Here is a 21,575-nt window from a genome sequence, read left to right as displayed (position 1 = left end):
GTCGGAAAACCGACGCCAGCCGCTGCCTCAACCCAGCAGTTGCGCGATCGCTCCTGCGGTCACGGGGTGATAGCCCGCGCGTGCCCGATCGAAGATCCGGCGTGCGACCGGCATGCCCCAGTCGCCCTGCGCCTTCAGCGCGCGATAGACCGGCGTGATCAGCAGGTTGCGGCCGACACTTGGCAGGAACTGTTCGGCCGAGGCGATTGCCGGCTGGTAGCGGTTGCCGATCGCGAGCACGAGCCAGGCAGAGCGGATATAGGCGTTGGTGGATGTGGAAAGCCGGAACGCCTGATCGAGCTCGGCCAGGCGTGCGGCGCTCTGCTGGCGGGGCAGGCCGTTCAGGAACCGGAGCCACTCCTGCGTCGACCAGCGGCTCGCATCAATCGAAGCGAATGGCGCGCCGCCATTCACGCGCTCCAGCATCTGGTCGATCTTTGCGAGCGTCGCCGACTTCACATGCACCGCATTGGCCGGAAGGCCGGGCTGGTACACCCATGCGTCGAGCTGCAGCTTCTCCTCCAGGGCGCGATCGCCCCGGATGAGGTTGGCGCGCAGGTCCTTCAGGAAGTTGGCGCTGGTCTGCGGCTGGAAAGCGTGCCGGTCGAAGTAGGAGCGCAGATAGGCGTCCCAGCGCGCACGCCCGACCGTGTATTCGATCGTCCGCAGGAAGGTCGACCCCTTGGTATAGTCGAGCTGCCCGAAGGTCCCCTCCGGATCGCCGTGAAGGCGGGCCTGTTCGGGCTTCGCCTCCTTCAGGTCGCGCTGGAGGTCGTCCCACGACAGGTCGGCGAGCGTTGCTGCCCGCTCCTGGCCATACAGCGCCTCGTCGATGCGGTTCTCGAAGTAGGTGGTGAACCCTTCGTTGAGCCAGCTGTCGGACCAGGTCGCGTTGGTGACGAGATTGCCCGACCAGCTGTGCGCCAGCTCATGCGCGATCACGTCGACGTTGGACTTGTCGCCAGTGATGATCGTCGGGGTGGCGAAGGTGAGGGTGGGGTTCTCCATGCCGCCGAACGGGAAGGAGGGCGGGAGGACGAGGACGTCGAAGCGGCCCCAGCGGTAGGCGCCGTAGAGTGCCTCCGCAGTGGTCACCATCTTGCCCGTGTCGGACAGTTCGGACGCCGTCCGGTCGAGATCGGTAGGCTCGGTGAAGACGCCGGTACGGCCGTCCACCGCGCGGAAGCCGATGTCGCCGACCGCAAGCGCGATCAGGTACGGCGGGACGTTGCGGTCCATGCGGAAGCGATAGCGGCGCTGGCCCTCGCCGGCAGCCTCGCCCTCGGGCGTCAGCCGTTCGCCGCTCATCACCGCCACCAGATCGGCCGGCACGGTGATCGACGCACTCCAGCTCTGGCGAATGCCGGGGCTGTCCTGGGTCGGGATCCAGCTGCGGTTGTTGATCGCCTGGCCCTGGCTGAACAGGTAGGGCTTGCGCTTGCCGGCGGTGAGCTCGGGCGGCAGCCAGCCGAGCGCCCGCGCGTCGGGGCGCGAGCTATAGGTGATGACGATCCGGCGGGCCCTTCCGATCGCGACGGTCAGCGGGGCGCCCTTGTACGGGTCCTCCGCGCCGACCGTCCATTTGAGGGGCTTGCCCGCGCCATCGGTGATGCGGCTGATGACAAGCCCCTTGTCGTCCAGCACGATCTCGCGTGCGTCCGGGCGCGCCAGAATGTCGAGGGTCGCGGTGCCCCGCATCGTGCGGCTCGCAAAGTCGGCGACGAGGTCGAGGTCGACATGCGCCACCCGCGCGATCTCCGGACGCGCATAGGTGAGCACGTCGCGCGCATCCGGTGTCATCAGGATCGGCGACGGCGCGTCGGGCGCCGCCATGGCGGGCGTGGCGAGCAGGGCGGAAGCAAGGAGGAAGCGGCGCATGGGGATCCACTGTTCTGGTGAAGCCGCACGTGTCGCTGCTGACCGCCCCGCGCGCAAGGGCCGGCGCGACTTTGCGCTCCGCCCGCTCGCGCGTGCGCCTATGAGAACAGGCCCAGCGGCACCGCTTCGCCCATCTTCCGATAGCCCGCTTCGGACGGGTGGAGGTGATCGCCGGAGTCGAGCGCCGGGGCGAGCCGATCCGGTTGTGCCGGGTCGCGCGTCACCTTGTCGAAGTCGATGACCGCGTTGAACGTGCCGGAGGTGCGGATGAAGCGGTTGATCTCCTGTCGCGCCGCTTCGAGTTCGGGCGCGGGGTGATAATAGCTGTTGCCCCCGAACGGCATGACCGTTCCGCCGATCAGCTTGATGCCATGGGCGTGCGCACGCTCGGCAAGCTGGCGGTAGGCGGCGGTGATCTGCCGCACCAGCGCGCGATGCTGCTCCGGGGTCGCCGGCGCGTCGCGGGTGAGGGTGCCGAGATCGTTGATCCCCTCCAGGACGATCGCCCAGCGGACGCCGCTGCGGGCGATCACGTCCCGGTCGAAACGGGCCATCAGATTGGGGCCGAGCCCATCGAGAAGGATGCGGTTGCCGCCGATCCCCGCGTTGACCACGCCGATGCCCCGTGTCCGCGCTTCGCTCCGCAGCCGTTGCGCGAAGACGTCGGTCCAGCGGGTGTTCCGTTCCGGCTCGACACCATAGCCGTCCGTGATGGAATCGCCGATCGCCACCACCGTGCCGACGTTCGTTGCGGCCGCCACCTCCACGTCGGCGATCAGGTACCAGCGGGTGGTGGGCCGCGCGCCGGGCAGGTCCGTGTCCGCGACATGCTGGCCGGTCAGGAGGAAGCTGGTGGACCGCGCCCCCGGATGGCCGGTCTGCGGTTCCGGTGCCTCGGGCAGGTAGAGGCTGATGGCGAGATCCGCGCCGGGGGCGAGGTTCAGCGAGACCGGATCCGAATAGATTTCCGCCCCGGCCGGGATCACCGCATCGGCGTGACCCGAGAAGGTGAGCGCCACGCCGCCTTCAATTCGGGGCGTCCCCGGCCTTGCCGCGCGGGCGACATGGGCCGCGCCGATGGGCAGCGGACGTGTGCCGAAGCGGTTGGAGAACCGCACGCGGATTTCGCCTCCGCCTGCCGAGAGGCGGACCACCTGCCGCAGGGTGACGGCATGTGTCGCATCCGCCGGCAGCGCATTCTCGCCCTCCGGGATCATCTGTGCCGAGCCCCAGGTCGCGACCCAGCGGGTGGCGCTGGTGCGCGCGTCGGCGCCGCCGCCCGCCAGAAGAAGGGCGGCGGCCGCAATCGTCGTCTTCCAAGGTGCTGCCATGGGGTGGTTCCTCAATGCCGGGGTCGGTGGCGGATCAATGGGGATTGCCGGGCGCATGGGGGAAGCTCTGCGCCTTGTACCAGGCGAGGTCGTGCTCGGGCGCCGCTGCGCCGGCCGGGAGGGGCAGCCCGTTCACCGACTGCCAATAGGCGAGGCTCGCGTCCCGCCACCACCGCGCCTCGCGCTCCTGGATGGCAAGGAAAGCGGCCGCTTTCTCCCAGCGTTCGGCATCCACGAGCGTGCGCAGTCCGTCCCATTCACGCCGCATCGCTGCCACGGTGGCCACGCCCCGGTCGTACCGCCGCACCAGGCCCTCCCACAGCGTCTCGCTGCTTTTCAGGCGATAGTCCCAGGGAAGGTGGTGGAACCACAGCAACTCGCTTTCGGGCGTGGTGCGCGGGTTCGCATAGAGCTTCGCCACCGCCGGCGCGTATTGCCCGACGGCGTTGCTGCCCGTCCGAGTCCGGTCGAACCCGATCCCCTGGCGGTCGGCGCGGTGATAGTAGACGGGGTTCCACTCGGGCCGCTGCAGCTCGCTCACCCACGGCCCCGGCCCATAATGATGTCCCGTCGCCATGACATGGGCGAGGCCAAGGGGCCCGGTGTAATCCACCACCGCTTCGCGCGAGCGCATCATCATGTCGACGATCGGCGCAACCACTCGCGGATCGGTGCCGAAGGTCTGCTGCGCCCATTCGCGCGCGATCGCTGCCGCATCGAGGGAAGGATCCCATGCCAGCCGTCCGAACGCGTACCAGTTTGCCTGGTTGAACGTGCCCCCGGTCCAGTCGCGATCGTCGCCGATGTTTGCTACGCCGGCCATGCCCGTCAGCTGGTGGCGCTCGCTCTCGCCGTCGACGACGCTTGCCACCGTCTCCTTGCCACGTCCGGTCTTCGCCTCCAGCACCTCGGTGAAGAGCGGCCCCAGATAGGCGAGGTGGGTCGCCTGCCCGAGGTACTCCTTGGTGATCTGGAACTCCATCATCAGCGGCGTCTTGGGCATCGCGCCGAACAGCGGATGGAAGGGCTCGCGCGGCTGGAAGTCGATGGCGCCGTTCTTCACCTGCACCATAACGTTGTCGGCGAACTTGCCGTCCAATGGCTTGAACTCGGTATAGGCCTGCTTGGCGCGATCCTCGGGATCGGTGTCCGCGTAGACAAAGGCGCGCCACATCACGATGCCGCCATGCGGCTTCACCGCCGCGGCGAGCATGTTGGCGCCGTCGGCATGGCTCGCGCCATAGTCGCGCGGACCCGGCTGCCCCTCACTGTTTGCCTTGACCAGGAAGCCGCCGAAGTCGGGAATGGCGCGGTAGATCTCGTCCGCCTTCGTCTTCCACCAGGCCGCAACGGCAGGGTCTCGTGGGTCCGCGGTCTTCAGGCCGCCGATCTCGATCGGTGCCGAGAACCGGGCGGAGAGATAGACGCGGATGCCCCAGGGGCGGAACACGTCGGCCAGCGCCGCTGCCTTGGCGATATACGGCGCGGTGAGGCTGTCGGCCTTGGCATTGACGTTGTTCAGCACCGTGCCGTTGATGCCGATGGAGGCATTGGCGCGGGCATAGTCGGTGTAGCGCGGATCGCGGTAGTCCGGCAGCTTCCACCAGTCCCACAGCGACTCGCCGGAATAGCCGCGCTCGACCGTGCCATCGAGATTGTCCCAATGGTTGAGGACGCGCAGCTTCACCTTGGGTGCCGAGCGAAGCGTCGCGTTCGCGACCTGTCCGCCGCTGGCGACATGGCGGATCAGGGCGAAGGCGCCATAGAGCACGCCTCGATCGGTGTTGCCCGTGACCAACAAGACCTGCCGTCCGCCCAAGGAGGCGGGGCGGACCAGATAGCCTTCATCTCCCAAGCTCGCGACGGGCAGCCGGAGCGCCGAAACCGAGGGGTTGCTCGCTGGCGCTACCACGACCGGCAGATTCGCAGCGGCGGGCAAATCACGACGAAGGTCGGCTTCGGCGAGCCGCAACGTGGGCGTGTCGCCAAGGCGGGATATCGCGGTCTTTCCTTCGGCCGGCGCCTCGGTGCGGAGCCAGAGCCGGTAACCGTCCTCCGCCGCAGCCGGTGCTGTCAGCAGGGCCGCCGTGACCGCGATGGCGCTGGCGCACACCAGCGTCCTCATTGCCTTCATTACTCTCTCCCGGTGCGCGGCGGTTGACAGCCCGCCGCGTCGCTGGCCATGGTAACGGTATCAGTTGAACAGGCAAGCCGCGCAAGACGGAGGCCGCAACGGGGAGCGGATCGTGACGCGCGCAGAATGGAAGATCGAGCCGAGCGACCGCCAGCCGTCCGCGCGCCGCGGGTCTACGATCCTCGATAGCCGCGCGGGCGAAGCGGTCGCCCGGCAGTATGGCTGCAATCAAGTCTCCTCTGGCGCGCGTCCGATCACGACACTGCGCAACTCGCAGTCCACACGCATTCCGGCTGCGGGATGGGACGCGCGAGGCAATCGCATCCGCCAATTGCACATTTTGACCCGCTCGAACGGCCGCGGCCTCCAGCCCGTCGTGCTCGAAATCGCCTGAGGAACCCGATGCCCAAGATCGTCAAAGCCCGCGTCATCGTCACCAGCCCCGGGCGCAACTTCGTCACCCTGAAGATCGAGTGCGACGACGGCACCACCGGCGTAGGCGACGCCACGCTCAACGGCCGGGAACTCGCGGTGGCCAGCTACCTCGCCGAGCATGTGGTGCCCTGCCTGATCGGGCGCGAGGCGCACCAGATCGAGGACATCTGGCAGTATCTCTACAAGGGTGCGTACTGGCGGCGCGGCCCCGTCACCATGACCGCGATCGCAGCCGTCGACATGGCGCTGTGGGACATCAAGGGCAAGATCGCGGGGCTTCCCGTCTACCAGTTGCTCGGCGGTGCCGCGCGAGAGGGGTGCATGGTCTATGCCCATGCCAACGGCACGACGATCGACGATACCATTGCCGCAGCCAGGGCGGCGATGGACGAGGGCTATCTGGCCGTGCGCCTGCAATGCGGCGTGCCGGGGCTGCCGTCCACCTACGGCGTCGCCAAGCACGGCGAGCGCTATGAGCCCGCCGACGCGGACCTGCCGAGCGAGAGCGTCTGGTCGACCTCAAAATATCTGCGCGTCGTCCCCGAGCTGTTCCGGGTCGCGCGAGAGGCACTCGGCTGGGACGTCCACCTGCTGCATGACATCCACCATCGCCTGACCCCGATCGAGGCGGGGCGGCTCGGCCGCGACCTGGAGCCCTATCGTCCCTTCTGGCTGGAGGATGCGACCCCGGCCGAGAACCAGGACGCCTTCCGCCTGATCCGCCAGCACACCACGGCGCCGCTTGCCGTCGGCGAGATCTTCAACTCGATCTGGGACTGCAAGACGCTGATCGAGAACCAGTGGATCGACTATATCCGGGCGACCGTGGTCCATGCCGGCGGCATCACCCACATGCGCCGGATCGCGGCGCTTGCCGACCTGTATCAGGTCCGCACCGGCAGTCATGGCGCAACCGACCTCAGCCCCATCTGCATGGCCGCGGCGCTGCATTTCGGCCTCTCGATCCCGAACTTCGGCATCCAGGAACACATGCCGCACACGGAGGAGACCGACCGCGTCTTCCCGCACGCCTATTCCTTCGCGAACGGGCTGATGCACCCGGGCGACAAGCCTGGCCTGGGCGTCGACATCGACGAGGAACTGGCCAGCACCCACGCGTACAAGCGCGCCTTCCTGCCGGTGAACCGGCTGGAGGACGGTACCTTGTGGAGCTGGTGAGGTGAGCGAGTTCACCCAAGCCGCCGCACAGGCGCCGGAAACCGCCGCGCATGCGGTGCGGCCGCCGCGCGGGCGCATCCGCTGGGTGATCTGCGGCCTCCTGTTTACCGCCGTGGTGCTCAGCTACATCGACCGGCTGGTGCTGGGCGTGCTGAAGCCGCAGTTGCAGGGCCTCTACGGCTGGACCAACTCCGGCTATGCCGACATCACCGGCTACTTTCAGGTCTTCTATGGCGTCGGCTTCCTGCTGTTCGGCTGGCTGATCGACCGGGTGGGACCGCGATGGGGCTATCTGCTGGCGATGGGCAGCTGGACGGTCGGCCACTTCGCGCAGACGCTGGTCACCTCCACCGCCGGCTTCGTCGTCGCCCGCATCCCGCTCGCGTTCGGGGAGGCGGGGACCTATCCCTCCGCGCTCGCCGCCGCCTCGCAATGGTTCCCCAAGAAGGAACGCGCGCTCGCGATCGGCATCTTCAACGCCGGCGCCAATGTCGGTGCTGTCGTGACACCGTTGCTGGTCGGCTTCATCGTCGCCGACCTGGTTCTCGACTGGCGTTGGGCGTTCATCGTCACCGGCCTCTTCAACATCGTCTGGCTCGTGGCCTGGTGGCGCCTCTATCATCCGCCGGGTCGCCATCCGCGCATCACGACCGAGGAGCGCGCCTGGATCGAGGCGGAGCCGGCGGACGACAGCGGTCGTGCCGGTTTCCTGTCCGTGCTGCGCCATAGGGAGGCCTGGGCCTACATGGCCGGCCGCTTCCTGATCGACCCGGTCTGGTGGACCTTCCTCTTCTGGCTGCCGGACTTCTTTCACACCCGCTACGGCTATGACCTCAAGAGTTTCGGCCCGCCGTTGGTGGCGATCTACATCCTGGCGGATCTGGGTGCGGTGGCCGGCGGCTGGTACTCGTCGCGCCAGCTGAAGCGGGGTGCCTCCGCGGGAAGCGCCCGCAAGCGCGCGATGTTGGTGTGTGCGCTGTTCGCGCTGCCGGTGATGTTTGCGGCACAGGCGAGCAGCATCTGGATCGCCGTGGCGCTGATCGGCCTCGCCTGCGCGGCGCACCAGGGTTTTTCGACCAACTTGTTTGCGCTGCCGGGGGACCAGTTCCCCCGCTACGCCCAGGGAACGTTGATCGGCCTGGGTGGCTTCGCGGGCGCGGTCGGCGGCTTCCTGGCGTCTAAGACGCTGGGCGCGCTGCTCGACAAGGTCGGCAGCTACGGCCCGTTCTTCGTCGCCTGCGGCGTCGCCTACCTGGTCGCGCTGCTGGTCTTCCACCTCCTCAACCCGCGCTACCGCGACGTGAAGATCGCGCAATGAGCCTTCTCCGCCGTCGCCGACCGAACAAGGGAACTGACGTGAAGCATATCGCTGCAAGACTGGGTGCAACGCTCCTCATCGCCACGCCTGTTCTGGCCGAGACGCCGCGCCTCGAGCGCAATGGCGAGGCGACCCAGCTTGTCGTCGACGGCAAGCCGATGCTCCTGATCGCCGGCGAGCTCAGCAATTCGGCAGCCTCCAGCGCGACCTATATGGCGCCGCACTGGGCCAAGCTGCGCGCGATGAACCTCAACACGGTGCTCGCGCCGGTCTCCTGGGAGTTGATCGAGCCGGTCGAGGGGCGGTTCGACTGGTCCAGCCTGGACTCCATGATCCGCGAGGCGCGCGCGAACGACCTGAAGCTCGTGCTGCTCTGGTTCGGCGCCTACAAGAATTCCATGTCCACCTATGTGCCCGGATGGGTGAAGCGCGATCAGGCGCGTTTCCCGCGGGCAGGGCTGCCCAACGGGCAGTCGGTGGAGATCCTGTCGACGTTTGGCGAGGAGATGATCCGCGCGGATGCGCGCGCCTATGCGGCGATGCTCGCGCACCTGAAGGCGGTCGACGGCGACCGGAACACCGTGGTGATGGTGCAGGTGGAGAACGAGATCGGCATGCTCCCGGTGGCGCGGGACTATTCCTCCGCCGCCAATGCAGCCTTCGCGCAGCCGGTGCCGGCGGAACTCACCACCTATCTCGCCCAGCACCGCGACACGCTGGTGCCGGAGATGAAGGCGATGTGGCTAGAGCGCGGTGCCCGCACCCAGGGCAGCTGGACGGAGCTGTTCGGCGACGGCGACGCCGCGGCGGAGGTATTCACCGCCTGGCACTATGCGCGCTTCGCCGATGCGCTCGCCCGCGCGGGCAAGGCGGCCTATGCGCTGCCGATGTACGTGAACGTCGCGCTCAATCGACCGGGACGCGCGCCCGGCCAATATCCGAGCGGCGGCCCGTTGCCGCACCTGATCGACGTGTGGAAGGCCGGGGCGCCCTCGATCGACCTGCTCGCGCCCGACATCTATTTCTCGAACTTCACCCAGATCGTCGATCGCTATCACCGGCCGGACAATCCGCTGTTCGTGCCGGAGGCGCACAACGCCGACAATCCGATCGTGCCGGCCAACGCCTTCTATGCCTTTGGCGAGCGGGACGCGATCGGCTTCGGGCCGTTCTCGATCGACTCCGTGGACGATGCGCCGGGCGAGCTCGGAGCAGCATATGGCGTGCTGCGACAGCTCCAGTCGTACATCCTGCAGGCGCAGGGCAGCGACCGGATCGCCGGCTTCAAGCCGCGGCAGCGTTATGACGATACGCTCGATTACGAGCCGCAGGCCCGGCGGATGGGCAACTACCGCTTCACCGTGGCCTTCGCGGACATCGAGCGGCCTGCCATGACCCCGGAGACCGCCGGCTACGGCGGCATGGTGATCCAGATCGGAGCGGACGAGTATCTGATCGCGGGGCAGGGGATCACGGTTAGGTTCGCCGGTGCGGGAGAGGGGCCATCGCTCGCCGGGATCGAACGCGCGGAAGAGGGCGTGTTCAACGCCGCTGGCCAGTGGGTGGCGGGACGCCTGCTGAACGGCGACCAGACGCACCAAGGGCGCCACATCCGGCTGCCGGCGGGGCAATGGGGGATCCAGAGAGTACGTTTGTACCGCTACCGGTGACGTACCTCGGCGGGTGGCCCAAGAGGTCGCCGTGTCTGCAAGGTGACACCGGGCTGCAATGCGAACATCGATAGCAACGTCGTGTAAAAAAACGTGCTTGCGCTGGGTAGCGCTACCAGTAAAGCATAGCACATCCAGAAACGAGGGCGGTCCACGCCCCGGCTTCACAGGGAGAGGAACCCATGCGGACTGTACCGATTCGCCGCGCGAGCGGCTTTGCCGCGCTTTTGCTTACCACCGTCGCCTGGCCTGCAATGGCCCAGACCCAGGGAGAGCCCACCGCCTCTTCCTCGAGCAGCGCGACTACGGAAGCAGGCGCCCCGACCCAGGACGGCGCCGGACAGACCCAGCCTACCGCCATCGACGACGCGGCGCAGGCACCGGCGGACCCTTCTGCCACCGGCAATGAAGACATCGTCGTCACCGGCTACCGCGCATCGCTGCAGAGCCAGACCAACGCCAAGCGCAACTCGATCGGCTTCACCGACACGATCTTCGCCGAGGATATCGGCAAGTTCCCGGACACCAACATCGCGGAGTCGGTGAACCGCATCCCGGGCGTGACCATCAGCCGTGAAGTGACGGGCGAAGGCGCGAACGTGGCGATCCGCGGCCTGGGCACCAACTTCACGCGCGTGCTGCTGAACGGTGCGCCGGTTGCCATCGCGTCCGTGCGGTTCGATGCGCAGAGCACGAACCGCGAGGTCGATCTCGACCTGATCCCGACCGAGCTGTTCACCCAGCTGACCGTCAGCAAGTCGCCCACTGCCAGCCAGATTGAGGGCGGTGCGGCCGGCACCGTGAACCTGCGCTCGGCTCGGCCCTTCGACAATCCCAAGCCCTATATCAGCTACGGCCTCCAGGGTTCGAAGGTGAGCTCGGCTGACAAGTGGGGCTATCGTGGGCACGTCCTGGCGAGCGCCACGTTCGGCGACTTTGGCATCCTGGTCGGCGGCGCGGCGGTCAAGAACCGCTTCCGGGTCGACGGCTTTGAGACGATCGGCTGGACCAACCCGAACCTGACCGCCGCGCAGAGCAGCAGCCCGACCCGCAACAACACCGGCGGCGGCAACTGGACCATCCCCGGCACCGTTCCGGTCAACGCCGGCAACGGCCTCACGCCAGGCACGGTGATCGACCAGGCGTTTCTCCTCGCCAACAATCCGGGCGCCACGATCGAGCAGCTCGACAACGGCCTGCTGCCGCGCCTGGGCCGCCCACGTACCGAGATCGGGGAACGCACCCGCTATAACGGCCTGGTATCCGTGGAATGGCGGCCGAGCGATGCGCTGCACTTCTATGTCGACGGCATGTACGCCAAGCGGGACACCGACTTCCAGCGTTCGGCAATGAATTGGGCGGTCCGCAATGGCGCCGCCATCCCGCTCAACACCACCTACGACAAGTCCGACTGTTCTGACGGCTGCACCGTCACCAGCGGTACTTACGCCAATTCGCAGTTCTTCCTCGAATTCCGCCCGTACAAGGACCGTCAGGATTACTGGGGTGTCAACCCGGGTATGGAGTTCGTCATCAACGACTTCATCAAGGGCGACCTGCAGGCGAACTATACGAAGAGCACCTTCCGTCGGGAAAGCCCGACCGTTCTCGTCATTACGCCACCCAACAGCGGCGTGACGGTGGACTACACCAACGACGGCGGCATCCCGGATATCTCGCCCAACATCGACCTGAATAATCCGGCCAGCTTTGGCTGGGCCGGTGGCGGCCGCCTGAACCTCAATGGCGAAGAGCGCGAGACCGAGACCAAGGGCGTCCGCGGCAGCCTGTTGTTCGGCGACGAGTCGCGGTTCAGCGTCCGTGTAGGCGCGGCCTATGACGACACCAGCCGGCGGATCACGCCGTTCGACAACACCAACCCGTGGCAGGCAGCGGTTTGCGGCAACAATCCCAATGTCGTCCTGCCCGGTCCGAACCGTCAGCCGGTCTGCGACGGCGCCAACCTGCCCGGTACGGCCACGCCCCCGGGATATCCGTCCTATCCGGCCTACGGGACCGGCTTCTCGACCGGACTGCCGCCGCTCAGCTATGGCGGGTCGCTGGTTCCGACCGCAGCGGTGCCGGGCTTCCTCATGCCCACCGGCGCCGGCTTCGTCACGGTCGACTGGAACAGGTTCAAGGATGCGACCAACTATGACGAGTTGCTTGCCGGGGCGACGGAGACCGGTGCCGGCAGCAGCGGCGCCAACGGCGGCCTGATCCGCGAAAAGGTGACCGGCACGTTCATCGAAATGAACGGCGTGTTCGATGTGCGCGATGGCGACACGCTGCGCCTGAACGGCGGCATCCGCTATGTTCGTACCGACCAGCGGGTCGGCGGCCGGACGACGATCCCGAACCCGCTGAACGTTCGGGGCGGCGTTACCTGCCCGGGCGAGAGCCCCACGTTCGTGCTCGACGGCTCCTGCTATCCGACGATCGTGAACTTCGCACGGACGCAGCGCCTTTATTCGAACTTCCTGCCCTCGGCGAGCCTCGCCTACAGCTTCGGCGACAAGGCGGTGGCGCGTGCCTCGATCTCCCGGACGATGACCCGTCCGGACCCCAACCAGCTGCTGCCGGGTGCATCGTTCGTCCAGCCGTCGGCGGACGTCGGCACGCTCGGGAACAACGCGCTCGACCCGTACATCTCGGACAACATCGACCTCGGCTTCGAATATTACACGGGTGGCGAAGGCGTGATCGCGTTTGCGGCATTCCGCAAGTCGATCACCGGCTTCACGATCAACGGCATCACCACTGCGCCGTTCTCGACGCTGGCCCCCTTCGGGATCACCTTCGCTTCGCTCACCGCGGCGCAGCAGCAGGCTCTGATCGATCGCGCCACCCCGGCAGGTATCCGGCCTGAGGACGTTCCGATCCAGCTTCAGCAGCAGGTGAACGCGGACGGGAAGCTCAAGGTCAACGGGCTCGAGTTCCAGGTCACCCAGCCGCTCGACTTCGCCACCCGCCTGATCGGCGTCGAAGGCTTCGGCGTGCAGGGCAACCTAACCCTGATCGATCAGCGCGGCGAGGGAACCGTTGCGCCGGTCGCACTGGGCGTCTCGCCGACCACCTACACGCTGACCGGCTACTACGAAGGCAACGGCCTGTCGGCACGCCTGACCTACACCTACAACGAAGGTTCGGTGAACTCGGGCTTGAACCAGAACGGTATCCCGGATGCCGCGATCATCGGCCGCAACTACGGTCAGCTCGATTTCTCGGGCAACATCGATCTCGGCAAGATCCTGGGCAACGATTATCTGCCGACCGTCGTGGTGAACGTGATCAACATCAACAAGGAAGCACAGAGCTCGTACTTCCAGTTCCCGAACGCGACGTTCAGCGAATATAATCCAGGCCGCACCGTCTTGGTCGGCGTGCGCGGACGCTTCTAAGCGCCGCCATCCGCACGAAGAACGCGCAACGCCGCCCCTCGGGGCGGCGTTGTCGTTTGTGGCGGGTCGGCCAGTCTGGCCGGCAGTGGGGGGCACTGGTGGAGCGGATCAACCCCGCCCAGCGCCCGTGGTTGCTCAGGTACGTCCGTCGAGCCGAATGGTCCGGCCCTCGCGCGCAGAGCGATAAATGGCCTCGACGATGCGCATGTCGCGCAGGCCTTCTTCGCCCGACACGATCGGCTCCTGACCGGTACGGACGCATTGGACGAGATGGTCGAGCTGGCCCGCGAACTGCGTCTTGCCGGGACCGGGCGGCGGCGTCACCTCGCGCTCGCGTCCATCCTTGCCCAACCACATGCGGTTGCCATCATAGCGGGTCGCCGGCTCCAGCTCGATGCGGCCCTTGTCGCCCATCAGCAGGATGTGGTTCTGGTAGGCGCTGTACATCGACTGGCAACTGGCGATCGCGCCGGAAGGAAATTCGAGCGTCCAGTCGATGATGTCCTCGACCTCGGTAAAGCGTGGGTCCTTGCGGTCGGTCGACTCCCGCGCGGTCACCGCCACGGGTTCCTCACCGGTCATGTAGCGTGCGGCCTGCAGGCTGTAGACGCCCATGTCCATCAGCGAGCCGCCGCCCGACATCGCCTTTTTCAGCCGCCATGCCGATGGATCGCCCTGCACGAAGCCGTGTTCGGACCGGACGTAGCGGATTTTTCCTGCCTCACCGGCGCGCGCCAGGCGCATGGCCTCCAGGTTGAACGGCTCGAAATGGGAGCGATAGCCGATCATCAGCTTGCGGTTCGCCGCCTTGCAGGCGGCGATCATCGCTTCGCATTCGGCGACGGAGACAGCCATCGGCTTCTCGCACATCACGTGCTTGCCCGCCTTGGCGGCGCGGATCGTGTATTCCGCGTGCAGGGAGTTGGGCAGGCAGACATAGACGATGTCCACGTCGGGATTGTCGCGGATCCTGTCGAAGTTCGCGTAGGAGTAGATGGAGCGGGGGGACAGGCCGTGTTCGGCTGCCACCTTCTTTGCTTTGGCGGGGTCGCCGCTGACGACCGCTGCCAGGCGGCTGTGCTCGCAATTTTTGAATTGCGGGATGATGACGTTCAGGCCGTAGTAGCCGAGCCCTACGATCGCATAGCCCAAGGGGCGGTTCGGGCGCTCGGCCGCGAAGGCGCGGGGACTGAGTGCGAGTGCGGCGGCCGATAGGATGAGATCACGTCGTGCAACTTCCATAGCAGGCTCCCTGGCGTTCGGGTCGATCGATCGGGAAGGCGCACGCACAAGCGCAAAGCTAGGCGACTATCGGATGTTGCGGTGTGGCGCGTCCTCGGATGGGGCTTCGGGACGAAGCTAGCAGCATTGCCGCCGTGGGGAAGGGGCATGCGCCCCAACCCGCGGTGGCCGATTGGCTCCTCCGGGCGAGCGCACGCTCGCCCGGAGAAAGGCCTTGTCAAATGAAGCGGTTGATGAGGTTCTCGATCCGCTCCTGGCGGCCCGAGCGCGGCTGCGGGTCGATCGACTGATCGATGGCCAAGTCGGCGATGCCGGCCAGATCGAGGTCGGCGATCTGTTCGCCGAACGGACCGGTCCAGCCGGCGTAGCGCTCCGCCTTGAACGCATCCAGGCGACCGTCCTCGATCAGGGCTGCGGCGTTCAACAGGCCCTTGGCCACCACGTCGATCCCGCCGATGTGCCCATAGAAGAGATCGGCCGCGTCCATCGACTGGCGGCGGACCTTGGCGTCGAAGTTGAAGCCGCCGGTGGTGAAGCCCCCGGCGCGCAGGATCTCCAGCATCGCCAGCGTCATTTCCTCGACCGAGTTCGGGAATTGGTCGGTGTCCCAGCCGTTCTGCGGGTCGCCGCGGTTGGCGTCGATCGAGCCGAAGATGCCGAGCGCGCCTGCGGTCGCGATCTCGTGCTCGAAGGTGTGGCCGGACAGCGTGGCGTGGTTCGCCTCGATGTTGACGCGGACCTCGTTCTCCAGGCCGTAGCGCTTCAGGAAGCCGTACACGGTCGCTGTGTCGAAGTCGTACTGGTGCTTGGTCGGCTCGTGCGGCTTCGGCTCGATCAGGATCGTGCCGGTGAACCCGATCTTGTGCTTGTGCTCGACCACCAGGTTCAGGAAGCGGCCAAGGTTGTCGAGTTCGCGCTTCAGGTCGGTGTTGAGCAGCGTCTCATAGCCCTCGCGGCCGCCCCACAGCACATAGTTGGTGCCGCCGAGGCGATGGGTCGCCTCCAGCGCGTCGCGGACCTGCATCGCGCCGAACGCGAACACTTCCGGGTCCGGGTTGGTCGCGCCGCCGGCGGCGTAGCGGGGGTGGCTGAATAGGTTGGCGGTGCCCCACAGCAGCTTGCGGCCCGAGGACGCCTGCAGCTTTTCCAGGTGATCGACGGCTTCGGCGAAATAGCGACGGTGCTCGGCGACGTTGGCGGCGTCCGCCATCACGTCGACGTCGTGGAAGCAGTAGAAGGGCACGTCGAGCTTCTGGAAGAAGTCGAACGCCACCTCGCGCTTCTGCGCCGCTGCATTGCTGTCGTTGGCACCACGATGCCAGGGGCGGTTGAAGGTGCCGCCACCGAACACGTCGCTGCCGGGCCAGCAGAAGGTGTGCCAGAAGCATGCGGCGAAGCGCAGATGCTCCTCCATCGTCTTGCCCAACACGACGCGGTTCTTGTCGTAGAAGCGATAGGCGAGTTCGTTCTCGCTATCGGGACCCTCGTAGCGGATCTGGGGAATGTCGGCGAAGAACTCGGCCATCACAGGTTCCTTATGCGGGGATAGGCGTCGCGGAAGGTGGCGCGCTTGGGGGCCAGGCGCTCGACGAGCGCTGGATCGGGTTCGATGACGTGGGCGACGGGCGGTGCCTGGCACACGTCTGCTGCGGTGCCGCCATCGACGGCAAGCTGGGCGAGACGGGCCGCACCCAGGGCAGGCCCAACCTCGCCGCCCTGCAGGTACACGAGCGTCACGTCCATCGCCGCCGCAAGCGTCTCGCCCCAGTAGCGCGAACGGGCGCCACCCCCGATCACCGACAGGCGATCGATGGTGGTGCCGGCTTCGCGCAGCACGCGAACGCCGTCGGCAAGCGCAAAGCCGACGCCTTCCAGCACCGCCTGCGCCAGCCGTTCCGGGCTGGTGTCATGGTCGAGCCGCAGGAACGCACCGCGCACCTGCGCATCATTGTGCGGCGTCCGCTCACCGGAGAGATAGGGGAGGAAGATCTCCGGCCCGGACGCCGGCCCGGCGCGTTCGGCGCGGGCAAACAGGTCGGCGGCACCGGCCGCGCCGGTCAGGCGAGCCACCCAATCAATGCAGGCCGCAGCCGACAGGTGCACCGCCATCTGGTGCCACATGGCCGGCAGGCAGTGGCAGAAGGCGTGGACTGCGCCGGCGACATTCGGCCGAAACTGGTCCGTCGCCACGAAGATGACGCCCGACGTGCCGAGCGAGAGCAGGGCGTCGCCGTCGCGCACCGCACCGACCCCCGCGGCACCGGCGGCATTGTCGCCGCCGCCACCGGCGACCGGCACCTCGGCCATGCCCCACAGCGCGGCGATGGCGGGGAGCAGCCGGCCGGCAATCTCGCTACCCTCCACCAGCTGCGGCATCTGCGCCTCGGTGAGGCCCGTGGCCGCGAGCAGCGTGTCGCTCCACCGCCGGCCGGCCACGTCGAGCCACAGGGTGCCCGCCGAATCCGACATGTCGGAAGCCTTCTCGCCGGTCATCTTCAGCCGGACATAGTCCTTGGGCAGCAGCACGGTGGCGATGCGGTCGAAGATCGCCGGCTCATGGTGCCGGAGCCACTGGAGCTTGGGTGCCGTGAAGCCCGGCATCGCGAGGTTGCCGGCGATCGCGTGCAGCTCCGGGACCGTTGCCTCGAGCTCCGCGCATTCCGCATAGGAGCGGCCATCGTTCCAGAGGATCGCCGGCCGCAGCGGCGTGTCGTCTGCGCCCAGGACCGTCGCGCCGTGCATCTGGCCGGCGAGCCCGATGCCCCGCACGGCCCGCCGCACCGCCGGATCGATCGCCTGCACCGCCGCCGTGGTGGCATGCCACCAGGCGTCCGGATCCTGCTCCGACCAGAGCGGCTGGGGCCGTTGCACGCTGAGCGCGGCGGTACCCTGGCCAACGACTGCGCCGTGTTCGTCCAGCACCACCGCCTTGACGCCGGAGGTGCCGATATCGATGCCGAGGAACATGGGCCGATCAGTCCTTGAACGGATCGATCAGCTGGATCGTGCCGTCCGTGTTGAAGGTCAGTTCGGTCACCTTGGCCGAGCGCAGGTGGTTCTTATCGGATAGCTGGGTATCGTGATAGAACAGCCACCAGCGGCCCTGGAACTCGACGATCGAGTGATGCGACGTCCAGCCCTGCACCGGCTTCAGGATGTGCCCCGTGTAGCGGAACGGCCCATAAGGCGAGTCCCCGATCGCATAGTTCAGGAAGTGCGTGTCACCCGTGGAGTAGGTGAAGTAGTATTTGCCGCCGCGCTTGAACGTCCACGCCGCCTCGAAGAAGCGCCGGTCGTGGTCGCCCCCCAGGACCGGCTTACCCGCCTCGTCCGTGATGATCACGTCGCGCGGTGCTTCGGCGAACTGCTTCATGTCCGCGGACATGCGCGCGATCTTGGGCGCGATCGCGGGCTTGTCGTCCTGCTTCAGGTCGGTGTCGCCGCCGTTCGGATCATAGCGGCCGCTGGTCCAGCGCTGGAGCTGGCCGCCCCAGATGCCGCCGAAATACATGTAGCTCGCGCCGTCGGTGTCGGTGAACACAGCCGGGTCGATCGAGTAGCTGCCGCGGATCGGCTCCTTCTCGGCCTTGAAGGGCCCGGTCGGCGACTTGGACGTGGCGACACCGATGCGGAAGACCCCCCGTTTGTCGCGGGCCGGCATGTAGAGATAATAGGTGCCGTTCTTGTACGCAGCGTCCGGCGCCCAGGTCTGCTTGGAGGCCCAGGGAATGTCCTTCACGTCGATCGCGACCGGATGAACCGTCACCGGGCCCCCGACGCGATCCATGCTCAGCACATGATAGTCGTGCATGGCATATTGATTGCCGAGGTCGTCGTCCGGAATCCCCGCGTCGACGTCATGGCTGGGATAGACGTAGAGCTTCCCGTTGAAGACATGCGCCGAGGGATCGGCAAAGAACTTGTCGGTCACCAGCGGCTGCGCCACGTACCGGCGCCCCTCCGGGCTACGTGCTTCGGTGTGCGTCGCATGCTGAGCCGCGGTGTGGGTCTGCGCGCCGGCCAGCGTTGCCGTAACGGCAATGGCGGCGGTCGCCAGACAGAGTTGTAGGCGCAGGCGCATTCAGGCTCTCCTTCCTCTTTTCGGACCTTCTTGCGAGGCCTCGGGCCGCTGACGCAACCTAGATAGCGCTACCATATTGCGGGATCTCAGCGCCTGCAAGGAGATTGCACACGCGCGTCGCTCTTGCCCATCCTGCCGCTTGCGTTCATGCCTGCGCGGTCTCGAACCTGGAATGCGCCAACCGCCCCATGGACCCGATCTCCGCCGCACCGACACGTTCTTCCCGCCGCGCGGGTTCGGCCCCCACCATCAGCGACGTCGCCAAGCGGGCCGGAGTGTCTCCGATGACGGTGTCTCGCGTCATCAACGGCGAGGCGAACGTCCGGCCGGCGACACGGGACGCCGTCAATGCGGCCATCTCGGAACTCAACTATGCGCCCAATCGGGCAGCGCGCAGCTTGGCCGGGGCGGGGCAGGTCCGGATCGGCCTGCTATACAGCAACCCGAGCGCGGGCTTCCTGAGCGAGTTCCTGCTGGGCAGCCTGGACCAGGCGAGCCGCAGCGACGTCCAGATCGTCGTGGAGCGGTGCGAACTCGGCGAACATGAACTCGAGGTCGCCCAGCATCTGGTGCGCGGCGGCATCGACGGCATCATCCTGCCGCCTCCCTTGTGCGAGGCGCCGGCGTTGCTCTCGCTGCTTCGATCGGCGCGGATCCCGACGGTCGCCGTCGCCACCGGCCTGCCGGCAGAAAACCAGCTGGCGATCCGTATCGACGATCGCGAAGCCGCGGCGATGATGACCCGGCACATCATGGACCTGGGGCATCGCCGCATCGGGTTCATCGCGGGCAACCCCAACCTGTCCGCCAGTGCGCAGCGGCTCGAAGGTTTCCGGGAAGCGCTGGCCGCTGCCGGCATGGCCGAGGATCCGGCGCTGATCGTGGACGGGCTGTTCACCTACCGCTCCGGGCTGGACGCGGCCGAGCAGTTGCTCGACCTGCCGGAGCCGCCCACCGCGATCTTCTCCTCGAACGACGACATGGCGGCAGCGACGGTCGCGATCGCGCATCGCCGCGGCCTCGACGTGCCGGGTGACCTTACCGTCTGCGGCTTCGACGACACCACCTTGGCGACCGCGATCTGGCCGGAATTGACGACCATCCACCAGCCGATCGCCAACATGGCCCGCGCCGCGGTGGAACTGCTCGTTGCCACCCTGCGCCAGCAGAAGCGGCTGGATGGCGCCGCAGAGCAGCAGGTTCTCGATTACACGCTGATCCGCCGTCAATCGGACGCGCCGCCGCGTCGCCGGCCACGCGCGCTCGGCGCTTGACGGCAGCAGGCAACTTGATAGCGATAACAGGTTAAGGCGGACGGGCAGTTGGCCACCTCGAGCGACGAGCCGCGGGGAGCAAGAAGCCGCACAATTGATCAATCCGGCGTGGGCCGGGCGAGGAGAGACGATGACTGACAGCTTTAGGGGACCGGGGCAGGGGGGGGCAGGCATCGCCACCAACCACGGCTTCATCGCCGCAATCGTCGCAGTGGCGACGATCGGCGGCTTCATGTTCGGCTATGATTCGGGCGTGATCAACGGCACGCAAAAGGGGCTAGAGTCGGCATTCGACCTCGGCCGCCTGGGCATCGGCGTCAACGTCGGCGCCATCCTTGTGGGCTCCGCCATCGGCGCCTTTGGCGCGGGACGGCTGGCCGACGCGATCGGTCGCCGCAACGTGATGATGCTGTCGGCGGTCCTGTTCCTGGTCAGCGCCGTCCTTGCCGGCGCAGCCAACGGCTCGCTGGTCTTCATCCTCGCCCGCATCGTCGGCGGCCTGGGCGTCGGCGCCGCCAGCGTCATCTCCCCGGTGTACATCTCTGAAGTCACTCCGGCGTCGATCCGCGGGCGGCTTTCGAGCGTGCAGCAGGTGATGATCATCACCGGTTTGACGGGTGCGTTCGTCGCCAACTTCGTGTTGGCGCGCTATGCCGGTGGCTCGACGTCCGAGTTCTGGCTGGGCTTCCCGGCCTGGCGCTGGATGTTCTGGCTGCAGGCCATCCCGGCCGCCATCTATCTGCTGGCGCTGCTCGTCATTCCGGAAAGCCCGCGCTTCCTGGTTGCCAAGGGACGTGATGCGGACGCGCATGCGGTGCTCACCCGCCTGTTCGGCAGTGCGGAGGCCGACCGCAAGGTCGTCGAAATCCGCAACTCCCTCGCGGCCGACCATCACAAGCCCAAGCTGTCGGACCTCCGCGACAAGGCAACCGGCAAGATCCGTCCCATCCTGTGGGCCGGTATTGGCCTCGCGATCTTCCAGCAGCTCGTCGGCATCAACGTCGTCTTCTACTATGGCGCGGTGCTGTGGGAGGCGGTTGGCTTCACCGAGGACAACGCGCTCCAGATCAACATCCTGTCGGGCGTGCTGTCGATCGCAGCCTGCCTGTTCACCATCGCGACCGTCGATCGCATCGGTCGCAAGCCGCTGCTGCTCGTCGGGTCGGCCGGCATGGCCGTCACCCTGGCCGTGGTGGCCTATGCCTTTTCGACCGCAGTCACCGATGCGTCCGGCGCGGTTTCGCTGCCGGGCCACAACGGCATGATCGCGCTGGTCGCGGCCAACCTCTACGTGATCTTCTTCAATGCCAGCTGGGGCCCGGTCATGTGGGTGATGCTGGGTGAGATGTTCCCGAACCAGATCCGCGGTTCCGGCCTCGCGGTCTCGGGCTTCGCGCAGTGGATCGCCAATGCGGCGATCTCGGTGAGCTTCCCGGCGCTTGCCGTCTCGCCGGGCCTGGCCGTCACCTACTTCGGCTATGCGTTCTTCGCGGCCGTGTCGTTCTTCTTCGTGAAGGCGATGGTGAACGAGACCCGTGGCCGCGAGCTGGAGGACATGGCGGGCTAAGCCCTCCTGCTCGTCACCAACACAGAAAAAGGCGGGAGTACCACACCGGTACTCCCGCCTTTCTC

14 protein-coding genes are annotated in these 21,575 nt (G+C 67.1%); 7 read left to right on the top strand and 7 right to left on the bottom strand.

Features of this window, described 5'->3' with window-relative positions; all coding sequences use genetic code 11:
• Positions 1–27: 27 nt before the first annotated feature.
• The 3 genes from ABDZ92_RS07615 to ABDZ92_RS07605 form a co-directional block, all read right to left on the bottom strand.
• The gene (locus ABDZ92_RS07615) at positions 28–1,878 is read right to left on the bottom strand and encodes a M1 family metallopeptidase (protein ID WP_125961934.1); all 1,851 of its coding nucleotides are present in this window, start codon (positions 1,876–1,878) and stop codon (positions 28–30) included.
• Positions 1,879–1,976: 98 nt separating this feature from the next.
• Positions 1,977–3,209, bottom strand: coding sequence for an SGNH/GDSL hydrolase family protein (locus tag ABDZ92_RS07610; protein ID WP_343762235.1), 1,233 nt, complete (start codon positions 3,207–3,209; stop codon positions 1,977–1,979).
• Between the two features lie 34 nt (positions 3,210–3,243).
• Positions 3,244–5,343 (bottom strand): alpha-glucuronidase family glycosyl hydrolase, encoded by a 2,100-nt coding sequence (locus ABDZ92_RS07605; protein ID WP_125961931.1) that lies wholly within the window; start codon positions 5,341–5,343, stop codon positions 3,244–3,246.
• A gap of 112 nt (positions 5,344–5,455) precedes the next feature.
• Between ABDZ92_RS07605 and ABDZ92_RS07600 the strand changes: the two genes are divergently transcribed.
• The 5 genes from ABDZ92_RS07600 to ABDZ92_RS07580 all read left to right on the top strand — a co-directional run bounded on the left by ABDZ92_RS07600 (position 5,456) and on the right by ABDZ92_RS07580 (position 13,346).
• On the top strand, positions 5,456–5,737 hold the full coding sequence (locus ABDZ92_RS07600) for a hypothetical protein (protein WP_125961929.1): 282 nt from the start codon (positions 5,456–5,458) through the stop codon (positions 5,735–5,737).
• Between the two features lie 8 nt (positions 5,738–5,745).
• Positions 5,746–6,957, top strand: coding sequence for a D-mannonate dehydratase ManD (manD, locus tag ABDZ92_RS07595; protein ID WP_125961928.1), 1,212 nt, complete (start codon positions 5,746–5,748; stop codon positions 6,955–6,957).
• 1 nt (position 6,958) lies between these two features.
• Entirely contained in the window at positions 6,959–8,275 is a 1,317-nt protein-coding gene (locus ABDZ92_RS07590; protein WP_125961926.1) for an MFS transporter, read from the top strand.
• A gap of 38 nt (positions 8,276–8,313) precedes the next feature.
• The gene (locus ABDZ92_RS07585; protein ID WP_206432242.1) at positions 8,314–9,945 is read left to right on the top strand and encodes a GH35 family beta-galactosidase; all 1,632 of its coding nucleotides are present in this window, start codon (positions 8,314–8,316) and stop codon (positions 9,943–9,945) included.
• A gap of 182 nt (positions 9,946–10,127) precedes the next feature.
• Positions 10,128–13,346 carry a TonB-dependent receptor gene (locus ABDZ92_RS07580; RefSeq protein WP_241211969.1) on the top strand — a complete coding sequence of 1,073 codons (3,219 nt, stop codon included), beginning with the start codon at positions 10,128–10,130 and terminating at the stop codon, positions 13,344–13,346.
• Positions 13,347–13,481: 135 nt separating this feature from the next.
• Here ABDZ92_RS07580 and ABDZ92_RS07575 read toward each other — a convergent pair whose 3' ends face one another.
• The 4 genes from ABDZ92_RS07575 to ABDZ92_RS07560 form a co-directional block, all read right to left on the bottom strand.
• Entirely contained in the window at positions 13,482–14,588 is a 1,107-nt protein-coding gene (locus ABDZ92_RS07575; RefSeq protein ID WP_125961923.1) for a Gfo/Idh/MocA family protein, read from the bottom strand.
• Positions 14,589–14,805: 217 nt separating this feature from the next.
• Positions 14,806–16,116: a xylose isomerase gene (gene xylA, locus ABDZ92_RS07570; protein ID WP_125961921.1), complete on the bottom strand. Its 1,311-nt coding sequence runs from the start codon at positions 16,114–16,116 to the stop codon at positions 14,806–14,808.
• Positions 16,113–17,555, bottom strand: a complete 1,443-nt coding sequence (xylB, locus tag ABDZ92_RS07565; protein ID WP_272695593.1) for a xylulokinase — start codon at positions 17,553–17,555, stop codon at positions 16,113–16,115. The genes xylA and xylB overlap by 4 nt, the downstream gene beginning before the upstream one ends.
• Before the next feature lie 7 nt (positions 17,556–17,562).
• Positions 17,563–18,669 carry a glycoside hydrolase family 43 protein gene (locus tag ABDZ92_RS07560; RefSeq protein WP_125961918.1) on the bottom strand — a complete coding sequence of 369 codons (1,107 nt, stop codon included), beginning with the start codon at positions 18,667–18,669 and terminating at the stop codon, positions 17,563–17,565.
• 188 nt (positions 18,670–18,857) lie between these two features.
• Here ABDZ92_RS07560 and ABDZ92_RS07555 point away from each other — a divergent pair, with 188 nt between their 5' ends.
• A complete protein-coding gene (locus tag ABDZ92_RS07555; RefSeq protein ID WP_125961916.1) occupies positions 18,858–19,943 on the top strand; it encodes a LacI family DNA-binding transcriptional regulator in 1,086 nt (361 codons plus the stop codon).
• A gap of 130 nt (positions 19,944–20,073) precedes the next feature.
• On the top strand, positions 20,074–21,510 hold the full coding sequence (locus tag ABDZ92_RS07550; RefSeq protein WP_125961915.1) for a sugar porter family MFS transporter: 1,437 nt from the start codon (positions 20,074–20,076) through the stop codon (positions 21,508–21,510).
• The last annotated feature ends 65 nt before the right edge of the window (positions 21,511–21,575 follow it).

It is taken from the genome of Sphingomonas molluscorum (genome assembly GCF_039522995.1).
Lineage (GTDB): Bacteria > Pseudomonadota > Alphaproteobacteria > Sphingomonadales > Sphingomonadaceae > Sphingomonas > Sphingomonas molluscorum.
The sequence above is the reverse complement of the archived record's forward strand: the minus strand, read 5'-3'. Positions and strand labels throughout refer to the sequence as shown.